General features: G+C 44.3%; 14 protein-coding genes. 2 read left to right on the top strand and 12 right to left on the bottom strand.

The features are described from left to right. Positions 1 to 100: 100 nt before the first annotated feature. The 9 genes from FPZ44_RS16650 to uvrB form a co-directional block, all read right to left on the bottom strand. The gene (locus tag FPZ44_RS16650; RefSeq protein WP_144991914.1) at positions 101 to 2659 is read right to left on the bottom strand and encodes a U32 family peptidase; all 2559 of its coding nucleotides are present in this window, start codon (positions 2657 to 2659) and stop codon (positions 101 to 103) included. 153 nt (positions 2660 to 2812) lie between these two features. Continuing rightward, positions 2813 to 3910 (bottom strand): stalk domain-containing protein, encoded by a 1098-nt coding sequence (locus tag FPZ44_RS16655; RefSeq protein ID WP_144991915.1) that lies wholly within the window; start codon positions 3908 to 3910, stop codon positions 2813 to 2815. Positions 3911 to 4077: 167 nt separating this feature from the next. Beyond that, entirely contained in the window at positions 4078 to 4716 is a 639-nt protein-coding gene (locus FPZ44_RS16660) for a PepSY domain-containing protein (RefSeq protein ID WP_144991916.1), read from the bottom strand. Between the two features lie 400 nt (positions 4717 to 5116). Beyond that, entirely contained in the window at positions 5117 to 5644 is a 528-nt protein-coding gene (locus FPZ44_RS16665; RefSeq protein ID WP_144991917.1) for a PepSY domain-containing protein, read from the bottom strand. A 184-nt stretch (positions 5645 to 5828) separates the two neighbouring features. Continuing rightward, positions 5829 to 6866, bottom strand: a complete 1038-nt coding sequence (locus tag FPZ44_RS16670) for a S1C family serine protease (protein ID WP_186786111.1) — start codon at positions 6864 to 6866, stop codon at positions 5829 to 5831. Between the two features lie 309 nt (positions 6867 to 7175). After that, entirely contained in the window at positions 7176 to 7415 is a 240-nt protein-coding gene (locus tag FPZ44_RS16675) for a hypothetical protein (RefSeq protein WP_144991919.1), read from the bottom strand. A 272-nt stretch (positions 7416 to 7687) separates the two neighbouring features. Next, complete coding sequence (locus FPZ44_RS16680; protein ID WP_144991920.1) at positions 7688 to 8455, bottom strand: HAD family hydrolase; 768 nt, start codon at positions 8453 to 8455, stop codon at positions 7688 to 7690. Positions 8456 to 8845: 390 nt separating this feature from the next. Continuing rightward, positions 8846 to 11737 (bottom strand): excinuclease ABC subunit UvrA, encoded by a 2892-nt coding sequence (gene uvrA, locus FPZ44_RS16685; protein ID WP_144991921.1) that lies wholly within the window; start codon positions 11735 to 11737, stop codon positions 8846 to 8848. Positions 11738 to 11842: 105 nt separating this feature from the next. Next, positions 11843 to 13840, bottom strand: coding sequence for an excinuclease ABC subunit UvrB (gene uvrB / locus FPZ44_RS16690; RefSeq protein ID WP_144991922.1), 1998 nt, complete (start codon positions 13838 to 13840; stop codon positions 11843 to 11845). A 310-nt stretch (positions 13841 to 14150) separates the two neighbouring features. Between uvrB and FPZ44_RS16695 the strand changes: the two genes are divergently transcribed. Beyond that, positions 14151 to 14963: a flagellar motor protein gene (locus FPZ44_RS16695; RefSeq protein WP_144991923.1), complete on the top strand. Its 813-nt coding sequence runs from the start codon at positions 14151 to 14153 to the stop codon at positions 14961 to 14963. After that, complete coding sequence (locus FPZ44_RS16700) at positions 14947 to 15813, top strand: OmpA/MotB family protein (RefSeq protein WP_144991924.1); 867 nt, start codon at positions 14947 to 14949, stop codon at positions 15811 to 15813. The genes FPZ44_RS16695 and FPZ44_RS16700 overlap by 17 nt, the downstream gene beginning before the upstream one ends. Before the next feature lie 254 nt (positions 15814 to 16067). Here the strand turns inward: FPZ44_RS16700 and FPZ44_RS16705 are convergent, their stop codons facing one another. From FPZ44_RS16705 to FPZ44_RS16715, 3 genes are all read right to left on the bottom strand, one after another. Then, positions 16068 to 17372: a PDZ domain-containing protein gene (locus tag FPZ44_RS16705; RefSeq protein ID WP_144991925.1), complete on the bottom strand. Its 1305-nt coding sequence runs from the start codon at positions 17370 to 17372 to the stop codon at positions 16068 to 16070. A 220-nt stretch (positions 17373 to 17592) separates the two neighbouring features. Continuing rightward, complete coding sequence (locus FPZ44_RS16710; protein WP_144991926.1) at positions 17593 to 19029, bottom strand: S41 family peptidase; 1437 nt, start codon at positions 19027 to 19029, stop codon at positions 17593 to 17595. Positions 19030 to 19098: 69 nt separating this feature from the next. Next, on the bottom strand, positions 19099 to 20340 hold the full coding sequence (locus tag FPZ44_RS16715) for a murein hydrolase activator EnvC family protein (RefSeq protein WP_261378399.1): 1242 nt from the start codon (positions 20338 to 20340) through the stop codon (positions 19099 to 19101). Positions 20341 to 20378 lie beyond the last annotated feature (38 nt).

Consider the following 20378-nt stretch of genomic DNA (forward strand, 5'->3'; position numbering starts at 1 on the left):
TTGCTATTATACTTACTTCATCTTTTTCAATTAAGCCTCTCATGCAATCGCACAGATTACATCATAACGTCAATTAAAGTGCAATTAAAGAAGATCTCTATTATTTCACCAACTGACCACGTGTAACTCCAAGTTGGTTAGTTGCTTTCAGCTTACGCCATACTTGCGTGCCGCTAACTTGGCCAAGCAAAGCTTGCTGATAAAGATCAATAACCTCAGATACCTGCTCCGGTGTCTCCTCTAGGAACTCTACGCGATAAGTCGGAACACCCAATTCCATAAAGTTCGCCAAGTATTCTGCACCCGATTGCTCGATAGCGTTATACACCGTGTTACGACAGCCTTCGTCAACACGAACAGGGTGAGACATTCCGATACGGTCACGCAAGGAAATGTTGTGTTCCTCACATGGACGGCCACAGTTCGTATAGTCAGTACCCTCACTTAGGAATGTACAGTACGTACAGTGCTCCGTATGGAACATCGGCAAATGCTGATGAATAACGATTTCAAGCTTGGACGTTTCTGATTTACCCAACATATCAACCATTTGCTGAATATTCAAGTCATACGATGGAGTAATCTTGTCCAAACCTTCCTCGATAAATAACTGAACCGCTTTATGGTTCGCTACGTTCAAGGAGAAGTCACCGATAATTTGTGGGAACTTACCGTATTCCAGCTGAACGTCAGCAGGTACAATACCTTCAGCAATTTGCTTTTCCCACCCCGCCTTAGCTTGCATATAGAAATACAAAGCTCCTGTATTACGCACCAACACCGCATCTGGCTTAAGCTTCAAAATGTTGCGATGGTATCCGTTCTCGTTCGGCATATGAATACGCGGCGTAACAAGTGCAATTGGCTTGCCCGCAGCGCGACATGTTTCGATTGCAGCAGGGAACTGCTTAATAAATTCGAAGTCAGCGTAAATCATCGCTACATCCGTTTTTACCGCAGTTTGTACCTGTTCCAGTGTACGACATAGTACCGTCAGCTGCGCTTCGCCATAAGCGACAGGCGTGTGCTCAACAACCCCATCCGCCATGACATCGACGTTATGCTTTACATACACAGGAGGCTTCGGTCGCTCGCCTGCCAAGTGATCCACAGCACGACGACGAATCGCATTCAACTCGCGCATTGGGACAATTACGTCACCTTCCAATGTTACGTCGATCTGCTCCAATTGGTATACTGTACCGCCAAGGCGGCCAAGCTGCTCTTCCAACAAAGCTTTGTCCATCGGGCGTTTCTGCGCCGCTTCCAGCATCATCTCAGAAGCAACTTCAACAGTTGTTCCCTTTTGCACGTCTGTCCACCACGTACGCAAAGGCTCGCCTACACGGCCTTCTACGCGCACATGCATCGGGAATACCTTATATGGCTTCTCCGTGTCAAACGTAGCACGCATGCGCTTATCTAACGCCTGGTCACTTGTCTTCCAAATCTTATCGCCAACTTTAACTCGACGAAGATCTACATCGCTGCGGCCTGGAACAATGTCCACGACCCAGCCTTCTTCCGCTTCGCCTTCGAGCTTAACGCCCTTGCGGCGAAGATCATAGATGCGTCCGCCTTCTTCCTTCTTCGTCGGGTCGCCTGCATCAAAGCCAATACCATCTCCGCGCTTAAGGGGCGCTTCGATCTTACACACGACGCCGTCGCGCAGTACTTGCTCAACGCGTCCTACATACACACCGCGGCTCTTCGGGAACGTACCGTCTACGAGCTGTTTATTGTTCGTACCGCTCAAGAAGCCATGCGTAAAGCCGCGAGAGAAGCTCTGCTGCAGTTCACGTACTTCTTCCTTCGTCGGTCCCGTCCATGTACCCGCAAAATAATCATCAATTGCTTTGCGATACTTGCTCACAACGTTCGCTACATACTCAGGCTGTTTCATACGGCCTTCGATTTTGAAGGAAACAACGCCTGCTTCAATTAAATCAGGAACGAGCTCAATTGCCGCCAAATCCTTCGGTGACAACAAATATGTGATATCACCCATCGGTTGATGCTCGCCGTCTACCATCATGTCATATGGCAAGCGGCATGCTTGTGCACATTCACCGCGGTTCGCAGAGCGGCCGCCCCACATCTCAGATGTCAAACATTGTCCTGAGTAGGATACGCACAATGCACCGTGTACGAATACTTCAAGTGGTACATTTGCAGAATCCGCAATTTTTTTAATCTGCTTCAAGTTATTCTCACGACCAAGTACAACCCGCTCCATATCGTACGGCTTCGTAAACTCAACCGCTTCAGGCGACGTAATCGTCATCTGAGTAGAACCGTGAATCGGGAAGTCTGGAGACATCTCACGGATCATTTTCACAAGACCTAGATCCTGTACAATAACCGCATCCACCCCTGCATCGATACAAGCATCGATAAGAGTCTGCGCATCCTTCAATTCGTCCTCAAATACAAGTATATTGAAAGTCAAAAACCCTTTTACTCCATAGCTATGCAAATAAGCCATAATGTCTGGTAGGTCATCCATGCGGAAGTTATTTGCACGCGCACGCGCATTGAACTTCTCTACACCGAAAAATATCGCATCTGCTCCGTTTGCAACGGCAGCTCTCATACAATCCCAATCTCCAGCCGGCGCCAACAACTCTATATCTTCTCGTCTAATCTCTCTCATTCTCATCCTCCGTAAGTTGCGTTAAGCACTAACTATATAAGTTTACCCCATTCCCCTGCTTCGATCTACCTAAAGTGATCATTTGCCATGATAACGGTCACAAAAAAAAGCGCTACTCCTCAGAAATCGGAGTAACGCGGCTGTATGGTATACTGCGGTTCACTGAAGTTCACTATCGCCAGAACCAACTACATGATTAATATTTAAAGTTTCTACGCCTTCCAGCTTATACTGAAGGGCAAACGTATTCACGAGAGAAATGTTGTCTCTCACTTTATTTCTATCTTTACTATACAAAACGATTGTAAATGCAGTGTCCCCGGCATATATAGTCCTCAAAAAAGAATAGTTATCCCCCTCATAGTAACCAAATTCATAGAAGGTGTTTCCTGCATAAGTGCCTATTCGAGGCTTTTCAAAGCCTTTTCCCTTTTTCGAACTATATCCATCAATCGAGTCAAAGTTCCCAAATGTGTTAGTTATTCTATTCTCATTATAGTAAGGCTTATGCGTTGGTTGATATTTTCTTAACCTTATATATAAAGTTAGATCATCATATCGATGTTCAAAAGTATGAGTTCTATCACTATTCATAAACTCATTTGGTCGCTTCCACTCCGTTGGATAAGCAATAGACCAACGGTAGTTAGGATGGCCAATACGTCGTAAGTTATGAGCATCATGAAGAATTTTCTTTTCTTGCTTAGATACATCTGAGTATCGAACCAAGGCATATACCGGAATGTCACTATAAAAGTGGATAAAGTACTCCATCTTATATGTATCTTTAAATACCCGGATCGGCATAACCATCTGTTCCCCACTTCCCTTTGTAGCGACTGGCAGATTTATATCTTTTCCATTTAAAATAGCGTGACGAGAGTCGCTATAAAACTCCCATGTCTGATTATCGTTTGCAAGTAGAATCCGATTTCCGTCTACACTCAACTCTAGGCCAGTAAACTTTGCAATCCAATGAGCCGGAAGCATAAAATGCTCATTTTCAATATAAGGCTTATTCTTCATTTTTATTATTTTGCCGTTATAAGAAGCTTCATTATGACCTGGACTTACATGTAGAAAATGTACGTCTTTATAAGAGTCAAATAGCTTTTCATCTGTCTGCGAAGCCGCCTGCGCCGCAACCTGATCAGTAGTTGAGATAACCATCCAACCTAATATACTCACAAATAACAATATCATTTTAGCGGTGCTGCCCTTACAGCATTGTACATGCACATTTCTGCTCATTAGCATCTTTTCGTTCTCCCCAAGTTGTATTGTTGAATAAACAAATAAAATAGCTCTGGCCCAGTCCTCAGATCACCCCCCTACCGCACGCCCCAATTATACCCAACCTATACACAAAAGAGCACCCCTAGGGATGCCCTTTTATCTACTTCTAAATTAAATATCTTCGCTAATTAGTCTTCCAATTCCACTTTTAATACTTTGCCTGTCTCAGCACTTACGTACACAGTAGCATCGTCGCCCTTTTTCACATCAATTTCTACTTCATATACATATTCATATACGTGATTGCGGAACTTTTTCTCAAGCTCAACATCTTCCACTTTACCAGATACTTGGGACAATGCTATTTTCTTAGCTTGCTCTTTGCTGAAATTCACTTTAGTTGTAGGTGCATTTTTCTTATCATCACGATCATCATTGTCATCGTCATTATCATCATGGTCGTCACGATCGTTATAATCGTCGTCATGCTTGCCATTCTTTTTAAAATCCTTTTCCCACGTCACAAGAGCTGTCGTTGCATCGATGATCACTTCATCTTCTTTATCTTTGCGGTTCTCGAACTCAACATGATAAACGAGACGACCATTGATGTTCTCCAATTCGATTTCATCAATTTTAGCATCCTTGAACAAACCTTTAGCGATTGTCTTCGCTTGTGCGAGAGATAGTTTCACTTCATTTTGATTAGCTGCTTGCACTGCTCTTGCCTTCGTTTCGTTATTGTTGTCGGCCATAACTACAGAACCAAATCCTACGCCACCCATTAATACTGCTCCTGCAACTGTTGCTACTACCCAATTTTTCATTTTGTTTTCCTCCTAATAATGTATCGTTAAATTTAATTTCATTCGTACTTCGTAATCATCTTCATTCTTGCGACTATGCTGCCGTTTGCTCTTGTTGTTCTTTCCTATGACCTTATATTAACCCTGCTAAATGAGAACACATGGATAGAAAGATGAGAATTTGATGAGAAATGAGCAAGAAAAGATGAAACGGTTTATCACTATTGCAATATTTCTGTAAAGGCTATTGGCATGAGCATTCCTAAGCCCGAACATACAGAAAGACACCTCCTGGGGAAAGGTGCCTCTCATCATCCCTGCTATTTATATAAAAACAATTGGAGTGGCCAACATCTTACTTATTATTTGTATTTGTTCTTGCTGTTGTTGCATCTAATCGAACAATACGAATAACTAAATCTTAATCTTCGTCTCCATCATCACTATCATCATCTTGATCGTCATCGCTGTCGTCATTATCGTCATCATCATTATCATCGTTGTCATCATCTTGATCGTCGTTATCATCATTATCGTCACGATTATCATCTATATCGTCATTATCATCATCGTTGTCATCGCGATCATCGTCTCTGTCATCATGATCATCATCGTCATCATTCGATTTGAAATCTTTTTCGAATGTTACGCTTCCCGTATCTGCATCAATGTAAATCTCATCTTCTTTATCTTTGCGGTTCTCGAACTCGACATGGTACACAAGACGGCCATTTTTCTTTTCCAGCTCGATCTCATCGATCTTGCCGCCGTTATACACTTGCTTCGCAATTTGTTTTGCTAACGTTAACGAAATTCGAACTTCGTTCTTTTTCGAAGTTTGCACAACCTTCGCTTGCTTATTATCATGATCCGCATTCACTACACTACCAAATCCAAGTCCACTTACCACTAACGCACCTGCCACTGAAGTCGCAATCCATTTTTTCATCTTACATTTCCTCCTTGAAAGTTGAATTGTCGTTATGCTTCCTGCTGTACGATTCTGCTGTTCTTACTTACATCCTTATCATAGATGTCGAAAATGAGAAGAAAATAATAGCAAAATGAGAAATTGATGAGAATATAAGAATAACAAAAAACCTGCTCCGTGAAGAAGCAGGTCCACCATCTTCTTATTTTTTCCCTAACGTTACTTTCTTTTCAACTACTTTACCATTAGATCGTTGCTTTACCTTCACCTTAATGGTTTTACCCGGCAATACGCCTTTAAGCGCCTCGTTTACATCAACAATCGTTTGAACAGCATGACCGTTCACGGTGAGCAGTTTGTCTCCTTTGCTCAAACCCGCTTTTTTGGCATTTGCCGATTTCACCTCTGTAATCGTCAATCCTTCTTTCGTCGGCAATCCGTAAGAGGCCGCCCAGCTCTCTTCCAACATAATACCAATCGAAGCTCGTCTCACCTTGCTATGTTGAAGCATTTCAGATACTACCCATCTTACCGTATCTGCAGGCACAGCGAATCCAAGCGTATCAACATCCTCGCCGAATGCCTTCAACGTATTTACACCAATTACTTCACCACGTAAATTAACAAGCGGTCCGCCGCTATTTCCTGGATTGATCGCTGCATCTGTTTGCAAATATCGATAAGGCTCATCAATATTGCGATCCAATCCGCTTACAACTCCTGCACTCACGCTATTTCGCAGCTTTACTTGTAAAGGAACTCCGAAAGCAACAACTGTTTCACCAAGCTCCACTTTTTTGTCATTAGAAGCCAGCTTCAGCGTCTTCAAGTTCTTTGCATTAATTTTAATCAAAGCAATATCAGTCTCTACATCTACCAGAGACTTCACCACATCGTACTTCTTCCCATCCTGAAAAATAACTTTTACATCTTTGAGCCCATTTACTACATGTGCATTTGTAACGATCCAGCCATCACTGCGAATGGCAAAGCCAGAGCCAAATCCTAGCGCATCCCGCGGATCTTCCACTTCTTCTAACAACAATGGATCTTGCCCAATAATCGTTACTACCGCAGGATTCACCTGTTTTACTAGATTCGGAATAACATTCGATGACACTTTAGCTAAAGCAGTTGAAGATTGTACAGCTCCTACAGAATGAGGAACCACCGTTACGGCTACAGCCATAACTAACGTTATTATCATAGTAAATAAAGGCCAACTTCTCGTTTTCTTCACACCCAGCACTCCTGACATTGCATATAATCATATTCTCATATCTATCTATTATAGTCGTTCTCCCTAGTTAGGGAATAAAAAAACTCTTTGACGATAATCATCAAAGAGCTCAATACTATCCGACGTCTATAAATCAGTCCCCACTTGACTGATTTCTTCTACACATATCTGTTGTTCCACTTCCCAGCTTCTAACTCAGCCGGCAGCGATGTCCCTTATTACTCTCATATGTACGAATACCCCATTACATATAAATCAAGCAAGAGTTAGCAACATCCTACGTTATCAAACTAATAGAAGCTAGCTGCATTACTTTAAAAAGAAGAAATAATCTGGCGGATTCATTCCAAGATACCCGTAAACCATAACGATATCTGCAAGAATAAATGTAAGCAAGCTTACTGCAGCAAATCCAAGTGCGAATAAGTTACGGGGACGCTGCTTCACTTGTCTAATCAGTGCCCAGAGCAAAATTAAAGTAAATGCGACCATAAATACATCGAACCAATCAAAGGCGACTTTGCCTGCCTCACCTGCAGCTATTAACATGGTGGACCTCCCTTTATGCAAAGAGTTTACCTATCTTATCCCATGTTATATTTATCCATTCTATCTTGCAACATAAATGTTGGAAATCCAACTAGATTGTCACGATTTAGTCACATTTATAAATGGCATACAGAGTACATCGTGACTATATTCATGGTCTTGACTGATTAATAACCTTAATTATTAAGTTCGTAAACTGCTCCGGTATGTATGACCTAAGCATATTTGCTAATTCCAATGAGCCGTCCAACAAACCATAACATCTACTTACCCTATGGAAGTAGTTCAATCTCATCATAAGAGCGAATCATGACATGCGCTGATGCTGGCTTTTGTTGAAAGCGTCCATCCTCATCAATAAAAATGTGCATTGCACAGCCTGCGCTAGCACTCATCTCCATATCCCCAGTAGAATCTCCAATGACGACAACGTCCTTCGGCTCTAATCCAAGCTCTTCACAAGCCAAATACACCATATCCGGATATGGCTTGCCATGTGATACACAATCATCCCCAACGACACTATCAAAATGCTGGCGAATCCCCATCTTCGTCAGATGATCTTGGGAAGGCTCTTTATCATCTGCAGTAACAACACCTAATTTTAGGCCAAGTTGTTTACAGCGCTCCAAGAACGCCACAACTCCACGCACAGGTTCAATTTTGGCGTTTAATACATTGCCTGCATTTGCGTGTTCAAATACATCGGTAGCGCGACGTACCGCGTCATTCCAAGGCACACCAGCCCGATATAAATAATAAGCAGCGATCCCTATCATTTGCGAAGGAGAACCCATCGCAAGTGGGCCAAAGCGGTCATGAGACAATACATGACGCCCCTCATCAAGCTCAACACCTAGCAAAAAACCTGGCCCCTCAGGTAGTTCTGCTCCTTCTAGACGCAGCTCCCGCTCCAAACCCTCTAACACGGTTTCTGCCCAACGGCCCCATAGACTAATAAACTGCAATAAAGTACCGTCTTTGTCTAACAGCACACCTTTTACTTGCACACGATTGCCGCCTACACTCAGTTCTGCCATTTTTCTCACCCTTTGCCCTGTAGTCCATTCACGGATATTTCGTCTATACAATGTTTTCGACAAAGAAAGTCTTTTTCCTTCCAACAATCCCCTGTCGTAGACAACAGTTGAGTAAGCTTACGAGCCTGAAATCTAAATCCGGTACAATTGGCAACCAATATGCAAGCAGATCCTAAAACGATTCGAACGCAGCAACAACGGCGCATATAAAAAATGCGATGTAATCAGGGAAAGCTGCAATAATACTGCCTCCCTTGCTACATCGCATTAATAACTAGATCACGATTAAAAATTATCAATTAACAATCAGCGGTTACAAGCTACAAAGTATCCCGATTGTCATGTACCACTTAACTTCTTCATTGTGTCATAACTACTTGTAATTAAGCCTTATGTCGAACTGCCTACTTCAGCATTTTCGTCTATCTGCTGGCCTTCCAACTCGACTGTACGTGCACGATCCCGCTCCATAATCGGAAGCAAATACTGACCGGTGTATGACTCTTTCACTTGAACGACTTGTTCAGGCGTACCTTGTGCAACGATCATACCACCGCCGCTGCCGCCCTCTGGACCAAGGTCAATCATATAGTCTGCTGTCTTGATAACATCCAGGTTATGCTCAATAACAAGCACACTTTCACCTGATTCAACAAGACGGTGCAGCACTTCCAACAATCGATCGATATCCGCCACATGTAGACCTGTCGTCGGCTCGTCCAAAATATACAGCGTCTTGCCCGTGCTGCGACGGTACAACTCAGAAGCAAGCTTCACGCGCTGTGCCTCACCGCCAGACAATGTCGTTGCCGGTTGTCCCAATTTCATATAGCCGATTCCAACATCGAACAGTGTTTGCAGCTTACGATGGATGCGAGGGACGTTCTGGAAGAAGACAACCGAATCCTCAATCGTCATGTCCAAAATGTCAGCAATGTTTTTGCCTTTGTATTTAACGTCCAACGTTTCACGATTGTAGCGCTTGCCTTTACATATTTCACATGGCACGTACACATCCGGCAGGAAGTGCATCTCAATCTTAATAATTCCATCCCCGCGACAAGCTTCGCAACGTCCACCCTTCACATTAAAGCTGAAGCGACCTTTTTTGTAGCCGCGAATCTTCGCTTCGTTCGTTGTCGCAAACAAATCACGAATATCGTCAAAGACACCCGTATACGTTGCTGGGTTGGAACGTGGCGTACGTCCAATCGGTGACTGGTCAATATCGATAACCTTCTCAATATGCTCAAGGCCTCGAATTTCACGATGTGCACCAGGACGAACTTTTGCCTTATGCAGATCACGTGCTAACGTCTTATAAAGAATTTCATTAATAAGTGTCGACTTACCTGATCCCGAAACTCCAGTTACAGCCGTAAAGACACCTAACGGAATCTTCACATTGACGTTGCGCAAGTTATTTTCCTTTGCACCACGAATCTCAAGCCAACGATCATCGGTCTGACGACGCTGCAACGGTACTGGAATGAATTTGCGTCCACTCAAATACTGACCCGTCAATGACTGCTCATCCTGCATCACTTCTTGCGGTGTACCTTGTGATACAACCATACCACCGTGAATGCCCGCTCCTGGCCCGATATCAATAATATAATCGGCAGCCAGCATCGTATCTTCATCATGTTCAACGACAATGAGCGTGTTGCCCAAATTGCGCATATGCTCCAATGTCCGAATCAAACGGTCGTTATCACGTTGATGAAGTCCAATGCTCGGCTCGTCTAGAATATACAATACGCCCATGAGGCTGGAACCTATTTGCGTAGCAAGACGAATCCGCTGCGCCTCGCCACCTGACAATGTGCCAGCTGCTCGATTCAGCGTCAAATATTGAAGCCCGACATTTACTAAGAAGCCCAATCGAGCATTAATTTCCTTCAAAATAAGATTCGCAATCAATAATTCCTTCTCTGTTAACGCAAGCGATTCGAACCACTGCTGCGCCTCACCAATCGATAATGCTGTCACGAATGCCATGTTCTGATCGTTAATCGTAACAGCTAGACTTTCTTTGCGCAGACGGTGACCTTTACAGCCGCCGCATGGCTTCGCACTCATAAATCCTTCAATAAATTCACGGATGCCTTCAGAAGCTGTCTCGCGATAGCGACGTTCTAAATTATGAATAACGCCTTCAAAGGTAACTTGAGCTTCCTTGCGATGTCCGAAGTCATTTTCATATACGAATCGAATCTTCTCAGCTCCTGTGCCATGAAGAATCTTCGTCATATGCTCAGCTTCCAACTGTGAAACCGGAATGTCTGTCGGAATAGAATAATGCTCACAAACAGCACGAAGGAACTGTGGATAATAGTTGGACGTACTTCCCGCCCATGCTTCGAATGCTCCATCATCGATCGATTTATCCCGGTCTGGCACAAGCAGCTCAGCATCGACAATCATTTTCTGTCCAAGCCCATCACAATCAGAGCAAGCACCGAAAGGACTGTTAAATGAGAACATACGCGGTGCCAACTCATCGATGCTGAATCCACACTCTGGACAAGCCAGATTCGAACTAAATACGAGTTCTTCCTGATCGATAATATCAACGATGAGCTTGCCCCCAGACAAGTTCAATGCAGTCTCTATCGAATCTGCAAGCCTTGCTTCAATATCATCCTTCACAACGATACGGTCAACAACTACCTCAATATTGTGCTTCTTATTCTTTTCTAACTCAATCGTATCAGATACTTCGCGCATTTCTCCGTCAACGCGAACACGAACGAAGCCTTGTTTTTGAATATCAGCAAACACAGACTTATGCTCGCCCTTGCGCCCCGAAACGATGGGAGCTAGCAATTGCAGCTTGGTCCGTTCCGGATAAGTCATAATTCGATCGACCATCTGCTCAACCGTCTGAGATGTAATCTCAAGACCATGGTCCGGACAGTGTGGGCGCCCAATACGTGCAAACAATAGACGAAGATAGTCATAAATCTCCGTTACCGTTCCTACTGTAGAACGAGGATTACGGCTAGTTGTCTTCTGATCAATTGAAATGGCAGGTGAAAGCCCATCAATTGAATCTACATCCGGCTTCTCCATTTGTCCCAGAAATTGACGTGCATAGGCAGACAAAGATTCTACATAACGGCGCTGCCCTTCCGCATAAATCGTATCGAATGCCAAAGATGACTTGCCAGACCCACTCAAACCCGTCAACACGACGAACTTATCACGCGGGATCGTGACGTCGATATTTTTTAAGTTGTGGGCTCTTGCCCCTTTTATGACGATATTCTCACTAGCCAACTTACACCCTCCGCTCTAGGTTCACGCGAACCACAATTTCAAGCTTCTATATCATTAAAGTAGAACGAAATATCCGTTCTTACCTATTCATAACTCCGTTATTACTTAATCCATCGCACGCAATTCCAACAATGCATCACGCAACTCCGCAGCACGTTCAAACTGCAAGTTCTTCGCAGCTTCTTTCATATCCTGCTCTAAGCGCTCAATGACGGCATGGCGATCCTTCTTCGACATCTTCTCGATAGGCTTGTTGGTCGTGTATTCTTCCTTAGACTCAGCAGCCTTCGTCGCTTCAATAACATCCCGTACTTTCTTGCGGATCGTTTGCGGCGTAATACCGTGCTTCTCATTGTATGCGATCTGAATCGTACGACGTCGTGCCGTTTCTTTGAGCGCTTTATCCATCGAATCCGTGATCTTATCACCATACATAATAACGAATCCATCCGAGTTACGCGCCGCCCGTCCGATCGTCTGAATGAGCGATCGTTCCGCACGCAGGAAGCCTTCCTTATCTGCATCAAGAATGGCTACCAGCGATACCTCTGGAAGATCCAGTCCTTCCCGCAGCAAGTTAATGCCGACTAAAACATCAACAACACCGAGACGTAGATCACGAAGAATCATCATCCGCTCTAACGTTTTAATATCTGAGTGCAAGTATTTAACCTTGATCCCTACCTCTTTCAAATATTCCGTTAAATCCTCTGACATCTTCTTCGTCAACGTTGTAACGAGCACACGCTCATCCTTGTCAATACGCGTCCGTATTTCCCCAATAAGATCATCGATCTGTCCCTTCGTAGGACGAACCTCGATAACAGGATCAAGCAATCCTGTTGGACGAATGATTTGCTGCACCATTTCTGGCGTATGTTCCAATTCAAATGGTCCTGGCGTTGCTGAGATAAACAAAGCTTGATCCACCTTGCTCTCGAACTCCTCAAACCTTAATGGTCGATTGTCCAATGCAGAGGGCAAACGGAAGCCATGCTCAACTAGAACAGTCTTCCTTGCTCTGTCACCGTTGTACATGCCTCGAATTTGTGGAAGCGTTACATGTGACTCATCGACAACAACAACAAAGTCATCAGGGAAGTAATCCAACAAAGTGTATGGCGTCGCACCAGGCTCACGGAACGTAAGTGGACCCGAATAGTTCTCAATACCGGAACAGAAGCCCATCTCCTGCATCATCTCAATATCATAGCGTGTACGCTGTTCAAGACGCTGTGCCTCCAGCAGCTTATTCTCACTGCGCAGCACTTGCAGGCGCTCTTCCAATTCACGCTCAATATTAACGAGTGCCACCTTCATCGTTTCTGAAGCTGTAACGAAGTGAGATGCTGGGAATATAGCTACATGATCACGCTCACCAATAATCTCACCAGTAAGCACATCAATTTCCGTAATGCGCTCAATCTCATCGCCAAACAGCTCTACTCGTACGGCCTGCTCTCCCTTAGATGCTGGGAAAATCTCGATTACATCGCCTCGCACACGGAATGTTCCTCGCACGAAATTCAAGTCATTACGCTGGTACTGAATGTCCACCAACTTGGACAGTATCTCATTACGTGACCTTTCCATGCCCGTTCGTATAGAAAATACCAGATTCCCGTATTCAATCGGTGAACCTAAACCATAAATACACGATACACTCGCTACGATGATGACATCTCGACGCTCAAATAGCGCTGACGTCGCAGAGTGACGCAGTTTATCGATCTCTTCATTAATACTTGAATCTTTCTCAATATACGTATCCGATGATGGAATATAAGCTTCAGGCTGGAAGTAATCATAGTAACTCACGAAGTATTCCACCGCATTATTAGGGAAAAACTCTTTGAATTCACTGCACAATTGAGCAGCCAATGTCTTATTATGTGCGATGACAAGTGTTGGTCGATTGAGCTTGGCAATCGTGTGAGCAATCGTAAATGTCTTACCCGTACCCGTTGCACCAAGCAGTGTTTGATATCGCTTCCCCTCGTAGACCCCTTTAATCAGTTCTTCAATCGCCTGCGGCTGGTCTCCCTGGGGACTAAAATCCGATACTAATTCAAACGACTTCGAACTCATTGGAATATGTTCCATACTCGCTTATCACCGCACCCTTCATCATTAATCTTAATCTAGTTTAACCATGCTTCTAGGTCTTGAGATTCATTTCCCTCAACCACTGTCATTATGCTAAAGTTTCGCTTCCGAACACCCGATATATGAAACAGTATAGCCCTATCACAACAGCAAATATCAATGCTAAATAGCTATATTTAAAATGGTCGGATATATGATCGATCCATCATAACTTTCATACGTTAAAATAAGAATGTTTGTTCCCTTTTATTATACTCCTAACACGGTTTGGATGCAAATGGGAACTTCATTTAGGAGGATACTATTTATGGACAAAACGACGATTGTCGGAATTGCTGCTGGGCTTATTGCACTCATCGGCGGATTTATTATGGAAGGCGGACATTTGAGCGGTCTGTGGGAAAGTACAGCAGCTATCATCGTATTTGGCGGTACAATTGCTGCAGTCGTTGTCAGTTTCCCAGCCAATCGTTTGCGCACAATACCTGATGCATTGAAAATGGCGTTTACACAACCAAAATCTGAGATGCCCCAACTCATAGATGATATGGTGGCAATGGCTACTCAAGCACGCCGCGAAGGTGTTCTCGTTCTGGAGGATGCAGCACACAAACACAACAATCTCTTCCTGAAAGAAGGGCTGCTGCTCGTCGTTGACGGTACAGAAGCAGAGACTGTAAAAGAACTGACTGACTTAGATATCGACGCTGTAGAACAGAAGCACGAAGGTTACGCCAAAATATTCGAAGCTGCGGGCGGATACGCTCCGACAATGGGGATTATCGGTACAGTCATGGGTCTTATTCACGTGCTTGGCAGCTTAAATGATCCTGCCAACCTAGGACCAGCAATTGCAGTTGCATTTACAGCTACTTTATATGGTGTAGCGACTGCCAATGTCATCTACTTGCCGGTATGCTCCAAGATCAAAGTTCGCAGCAGTCAAGTTATTCGAGAAATGGAAATGATTCAATACGGTATCCTCTCGATTCAAGCAGGTGAAAACCCACAAATCATCCGCAAAAAGCTAAGTTCCTTTATGCTAACCGAAACGTCTCATCAACCGTTAGCCCGTATGCCGGAAATGAATCGGGGGATGAAGGTTGAGACGCAGAAATAGAAGACGCGGACAAGCTGCCGCAGCCGAAAATCAAGAAAGATGGCTCATCACCTATGCCGACCTGATTACGCTGCTTATGATTTTCTTTGTCGTTATGTATGCGATGAGTCAGGTCGATTTAACGAAATATGAATCTTTATCCTCCACCCTTTCATCTACATTTAGTGATAGTGGAGGCACAGGCCCACTTCCTGACGGAAGCGGTATTTTAGAAGGCGCCCACACGAAGCCAGGAGAAACAGGCGGATTACAAACGAAGGTAGACGGGGGCTCTGGCGATCAAAATACCGACAAGCGCGACGGCAAACAGCCAGCTGCGAATCAGGGTGTTATGATTGGTCAAATTACGCAACAGGACTTGGCCTTCCGTAAGCAGGAGCAGCAGCTTCAAGACACGATGAAGAAGATCCAACAATATATCGATGAAAATAAATTACAAAACTCCATCAGCGTCAATGATGTACCTAAAGGAATCGAAATTCGCCTAAGTGATCGGCTATTATTCAGTCTCGGGCAATCCGAGTTAACAGCTCAAGCCGAACCTACGCTAGCAAAACTTGCATCTCTGTTCGGACAACTTGACTCTATGATTAGTATTGAAGGCCATACAGACAATCTGCCATTTGCGTCCGGCAGCCGCTACAAAGATAACTGGGAGCTGTCAGCCGAACGCGCATTGTCTGTGCTCCGCTTCTTTATTACAGAGCACAACTTAAAGACCGAACAATTCCAGATCGCAGGCTATGGGGATACACGACCTGTTGCTACTAACGATACGGTAGAAGGACGACAAAAAAACAGGCGTGTAGAGATTATCATTCTACGAAACGTCATGCGACCAACTTCATAATCGTTTAGCCAACACAACACCGCACCGGGGATAACCCTCGGTGCTTTTTTCTTCCATTTTCACATTACGCACAGTTTATCCACATTTTCACACAACTTATTCACATATACTTTTTGGTTATACACATTATCCACCTACTTATACACAAATATTGAATAACTATTGTGAATATTCCATGAAAGCACTTTCTTATCCACAAAAATGCCCTGATTCCTTATTGGAGTCAGGGCATAAACTACGCTATCAACAGCTTATTAAGAAAGAGTATGCTCTTCCGATGCTTGTTCAAGACGTTTGTTTGATTTTTTTGATTTTCTCCACGGAGATAAGAACAATTGACGCACAGATACCGGCTTCATTTCAGCAACATAGGATACATGGTTATCCGGAGCTAACAACACACCTAATTGATGATGCTCGTCTGCATACATAGCACGCTGCACAAACTTCACATCCCCATTGCTATTGAACACTTCAAGCTTACAAAAGGCCGCATTTGCGCGTAAAGCTTGATGTAATTCTTCTTTCGTACGGGTAGGTACGCCATTAACTTTCGTAATAATCTCTCCTGGCTGAAGCTTCAACTCCTCCGCCGGACTTCCCGGCAGCACCGCTTGGATAAGCAAGCCACGTTTATCATGCGTATACATCGGGCTTCGCCCTGACTCCTCGCTGCGACTTTGATAAACAAGCCATTCATGCATCACTATAGCCACTAACGCTCCGATCGGAGCTAGAGGATACCACCAATGGGCTAGCAATGCCACCGCCAGCAGTGCTGCAGCATACATATACAGCCTCGATGCCGTAACTCTCGCCTTATCTTGCGGCAAATACGTATAGGTCATATCACTAAAACCAATGACAATTGGCAAAGCAGTGAACGTCCATCCCGAAACCCCTATTCCTTCTGCAAACAAAGGCATCCAAGGCAGTGTCAATCCATCAGCTGCAGGAACGAGCAGCAACAACGGCATCGGCCAGAACATGTTCATCTGATAACCACCTACGATACGTCCGCGCTTGCTATCCATATAGAAAGGACTTGCAAAGCGCGCCGCTTGCTTACGTACAAGCCAAGCTTCCGCTGCATGAACGAGCGCGATAATGACGAGCAAGCCTGCCGCGTTCATATCTCTCAGATCTGTTATCCACGCTGCCATCCATCCTGACGGCTGCCAATCGGGCATAAGCCGCAATATAAGCTGCAGCAGTACAAGTACGCCTCCTGCATAAGCAAGACAAATCCAACGAACACGAAATAGTATGAGTACAACAGTTAGAATCCAAAGCAATATCATGACAGAGCTAGGAATTAGCGCACCAAGCCCTACAGCAGCAAAGCTGACTATAATTCCAGCAACTAATCCTCCAAGCAGAGCTCTCCAAGTCTGCTCCAGCCAACTCCGCATCTTAACCGCATATAACCGTCGTTCTAGAAGCATTTGACGACGGTATTGTATCGCTATAAACACAACTGCTAACCAATAAAACGGATTCAACAGCCATGACAGTATTGCTTGAGCGATTCGAGTACCGAATGCAACGATGAGGTCCACATCTTTCGCCCCCTTCTAATCTTACAACTTTAATAGTTACAGTGACTAACGACCACTTTTGCAGCTGCCGTTCGTGTCAGAACACCACGTATCGGTGTATCGTTTATTCACGAGGCTGTATTCCAATACCTTACCATATAAAATAAATGAGTTACTAACAACATAACAAAAAGAGAAGGCACAAGCCGAAGCCTGCAACCTTCTCTATATTCGACAACGACTAACGGATTTCCTTCTGTACTGCTTTAATCGCAGCATCCAATTGTGCATCGTTCTTCGGATCACGAATCGCTTTAATGACCGCTTGTTCCAATTTCTCCGCAGTTTGCTTATTCACTTCCCCCGTCACTGGAAGACTATGATCACGCTGGAACTTCTCTACCGCTTGCTTCGTATCAGGCGAGAAGTACCCATCTACTCGATCAACCGAATAGCCAAGACCCTTCAAAATATGTTGAACGTTCGCCACATCTGGAGATGTCAAATTAAGCTTCAGCGTTTTATCTTTCGGAATAGGCGCTGCTTGGAAGTAGCTTGGTTGAGCTACTTTTACATCCGGTTCGATTCCTTTTTCATGAATCCATTTTCCATCCGGTGTTAGCCATTTCGCAATTGTGAGCTTGATGAGATCCCCGTCATTTTTAGAAACAAGGTGGCTTGCTTGAACCGTGCCTTTGCCAAAAGTATGATCACCAACAAGAATCGCTCCAGCCGATTCCTGCAAAGCAGCTGCCATAATTTCCGAGGCACTAGCGCTGCCCTTATTCGTTAGCACTGCAATCGGATAAGGTTTCACATCTTTCGCACCTTTGGACTTGTATACGTCCCGCTTCTTATCTCGATACTCCACTTGCAAAATAGGCTTACCGCTCGGAACAAACTGCTCTGTCATTTGCTTAACGGTATCCAGTACTCCGCCTGGGTTATTCCGAACATCGATAATGAGCCCTTTCATCTGCTTCGCTTCCAGCTCTTTAAGTGCCTTTTCAAAACGTTCAGCTGTATTAGCAGAATATTGACGAAGCTCAATATATCCAATATTGCCTTCCAACATCGATGGATATACCGTCTCTAAATCTACCTTGTCCCGCTTAATATGGAACACCATAACTTGTTCATGTCCAGGCCGCTTCACTTCAAGTTTAACGGTAGAACCTTTAGGACCGCGGATTTTACTAACGGCTTCCGTCAATGTTTTACCATCGAGACTTTCACCATCAACCGTTAAGAGTACATCCTTAGGCTGCAACCCTGCTTTCTCAGCTGGGGACTCTTTGATCGGAGAGACGACCGTAACAGCTCCATCCTCTAACGATACTTCAGCTCCGATTCCTGTAAACTCTCCCTCAACACTTTCATTAAAAGAAGTAGCCTCACTTCTTCTCATATAAGTGGAATAGGGGTCTTTCAATACAGCGAACATTCCGTCTAACGCGCCGGACACTAACTTTTCCCGATCGACTGGCTCTATATAATTGCTCTCAATAGTATGAAGCACAGAGTTAAGCTTCTGCATCTGCTGCGATGAGAACCCCGTACCTGTTGCATTCACATGGCCGGAAAGAGCCGGTACGTTCAACACAGCCACCGTCAGTAGGCTGCTCAACACGATTGCACTGCCTACCATGAGCGCTACTGTCCGTCCTTTGAATGACATCTGCTCACCGCCTTCATGAATTAGAGCTTGTAATATGCTCCACAATTGTAGTATATGTCTATGTCTATCTTATCCATTCAAATAATTTTCAGGATCCATCTTATTTCCGTTTAAACGAACTTCAAAATGAAGATGGTTACCTGTCGAGCGTCCTGTCGTTCCGACCTCAGCAATTTTCTGCCCACGACTTACAACATCGCCCTTACTTACTTTAATACCGCCATTGCGAATGTGACCATAAAGCGTCCACAAGCCATTGCCATGATCGATGATGACCGTATTGCCGTATCCATTCCACAACTCTGCCATGATGACAGTACCGCTTTCCGCTGCATATATTGGCGTACCTGAAGGAGCTGCCATATCCATACCACTGTGGTTAGCTGCTCTGCCTGTAATCGGGTCCGTACGACCACCGAAACGAGAAGTCAGCGTATAGTTATCTTTTAACGGAACTGCTAGCTTACCGCCACTGTAGGCCGGCACACTTGTCACGTGAGAAGTAGTTGATTTTTTCGCTCTTTCTGCAGCTTCACGCTTTCTGCGTGCATCTTCTGCGGCTTTCTCCTTCAACAGCTTCGAACGCTCCATCGCAAACTCGACAAGCATCTTATCTTGTTCGTCGCTTAATCCGTGAGCCTCTTCAATTTGCTGATCTAGGCTTGCAATCATAACTTCTTTTTCGCGCTCTTTCTTCATTAGATCCTGCTTAGTTTCATCTAACTGAGCGTAGAGACTTTTGACGCGTTTAAGATCCTGCTCAATTTCTTTCTTCTTCTCGATTACGAGCAGCTTGTCCTTTTCATGGTCTTCTAGAATCTTCTGATCCTGATTGGCGATCAGTTCCAAAGAATCAAGGCGATCCAAGAAATCTTTAAAGCTAGTCGCACTGAACAATACATCCAAATAAGAAACATTGCCGCTCGTATACATCAGCTTCACACGCGTATCCAGCATTTTGCTTCGCTCTTCAATACGTCGATTGGCTTCTTCTAATTGGAATGCATTCTCGCTTAACTTCAGCTCTGTTTTATCAATATCAAGCGAAACCCTTGTCATTTCTGCAACCTTTGACTCGATCTGACCAGAAATAACTTTCATATCCGCTTGTGTCTTCTTTTTGCTCTTCGCTGCCGTAGCAGCCTTAGCATCGGCATTTTGTTGAACTTGCTCAGCTTTACGCATTTCCTGCTGTAAATCTTTTAATTTGCGGTCAATGGAGCCTGCCTGAGAAGCTTCTGTGACTGCAGCCGGTGTCATCGTGAGCAGCATAGCTCCACACAACACAACCGCGATACTTTTCTTTTTCAACAAAGTCTCCTCCTCGTTCCATTAAATCAATACATTTA

It is taken from the genome of Paenibacillus agilis, from assembly GCF_007786455.1.
GTDB lineage: Bacteria > Bacillota > Bacilli > Paenibacillales > Paenibacillaceae > Paenibacillus_B > Paenibacillus_B agilis.

Bases quoted from the DNA above. Each gene is read 5' to 3' on its own strand.
- FPZ44_RS16710 (WP_144991926.1), bottom strand. From the start codon at position 19,029: ATGTCATTCAAAGGACGGACAGTAGCGCTCATGGTAGGCAGTGCAATC.
- FPZ44_RS16695 (WP_144991923.1), top strand. From the start codon at position 14,151: ATGGACAAAACGACGATTGTCGGAATTGCTGCTGGGCTTATTGCACTC.
- FPZ44_RS16650 (WP_144991914.1), bottom strand. From the start codon at position 2,659: ATGAGAATGAGAGAGATTAGACGAGAAGATATAGAGTTGTTGGCGCCG.
- FPZ44_RS16675 (WP_144991919.1), bottom strand. From the start codon at position 7,415: ATGTTAATAGCTGCAGGTGAGGCAGGCAAAGTCGCCTTTGATTGGTTC.
- uvrB (WP_144991922.1), bottom strand. From the start codon at position 13,840: ATGGAACATATTCCAATGAGTTCGAAGTCGTTTGAATTAGTATCGGAT.
- FPZ44_RS16665 (WP_144991917.1), bottom strand. From the start codon at position 5,644: ATGAAAAAATGGATTGCGACTTCAGTGGCAGGTGCGTTAGTGGTAAGT.
- FPZ44_RS16680 (WP_144991920.1), bottom strand. From the start codon at position 8,455: ATGGCAGAACTGAGTGTAGGCGGCAATCGTGTGCAAGTAAAAGGTGTG.
- FPZ44_RS16660 (WP_144991916.1), bottom strand. From the start codon at position 4,716: ATGAAAAATTGGGTAGTAGCAACAGTTGCAGGAGCAGTATTAATGGGT.
- FPZ44_RS16655 (WP_144991915.1), bottom strand. From the start codon at position 3,910: ATGCTAATGAGCAGAAATGTGCATGTACAATGCTGTAAGGGCAGCACC.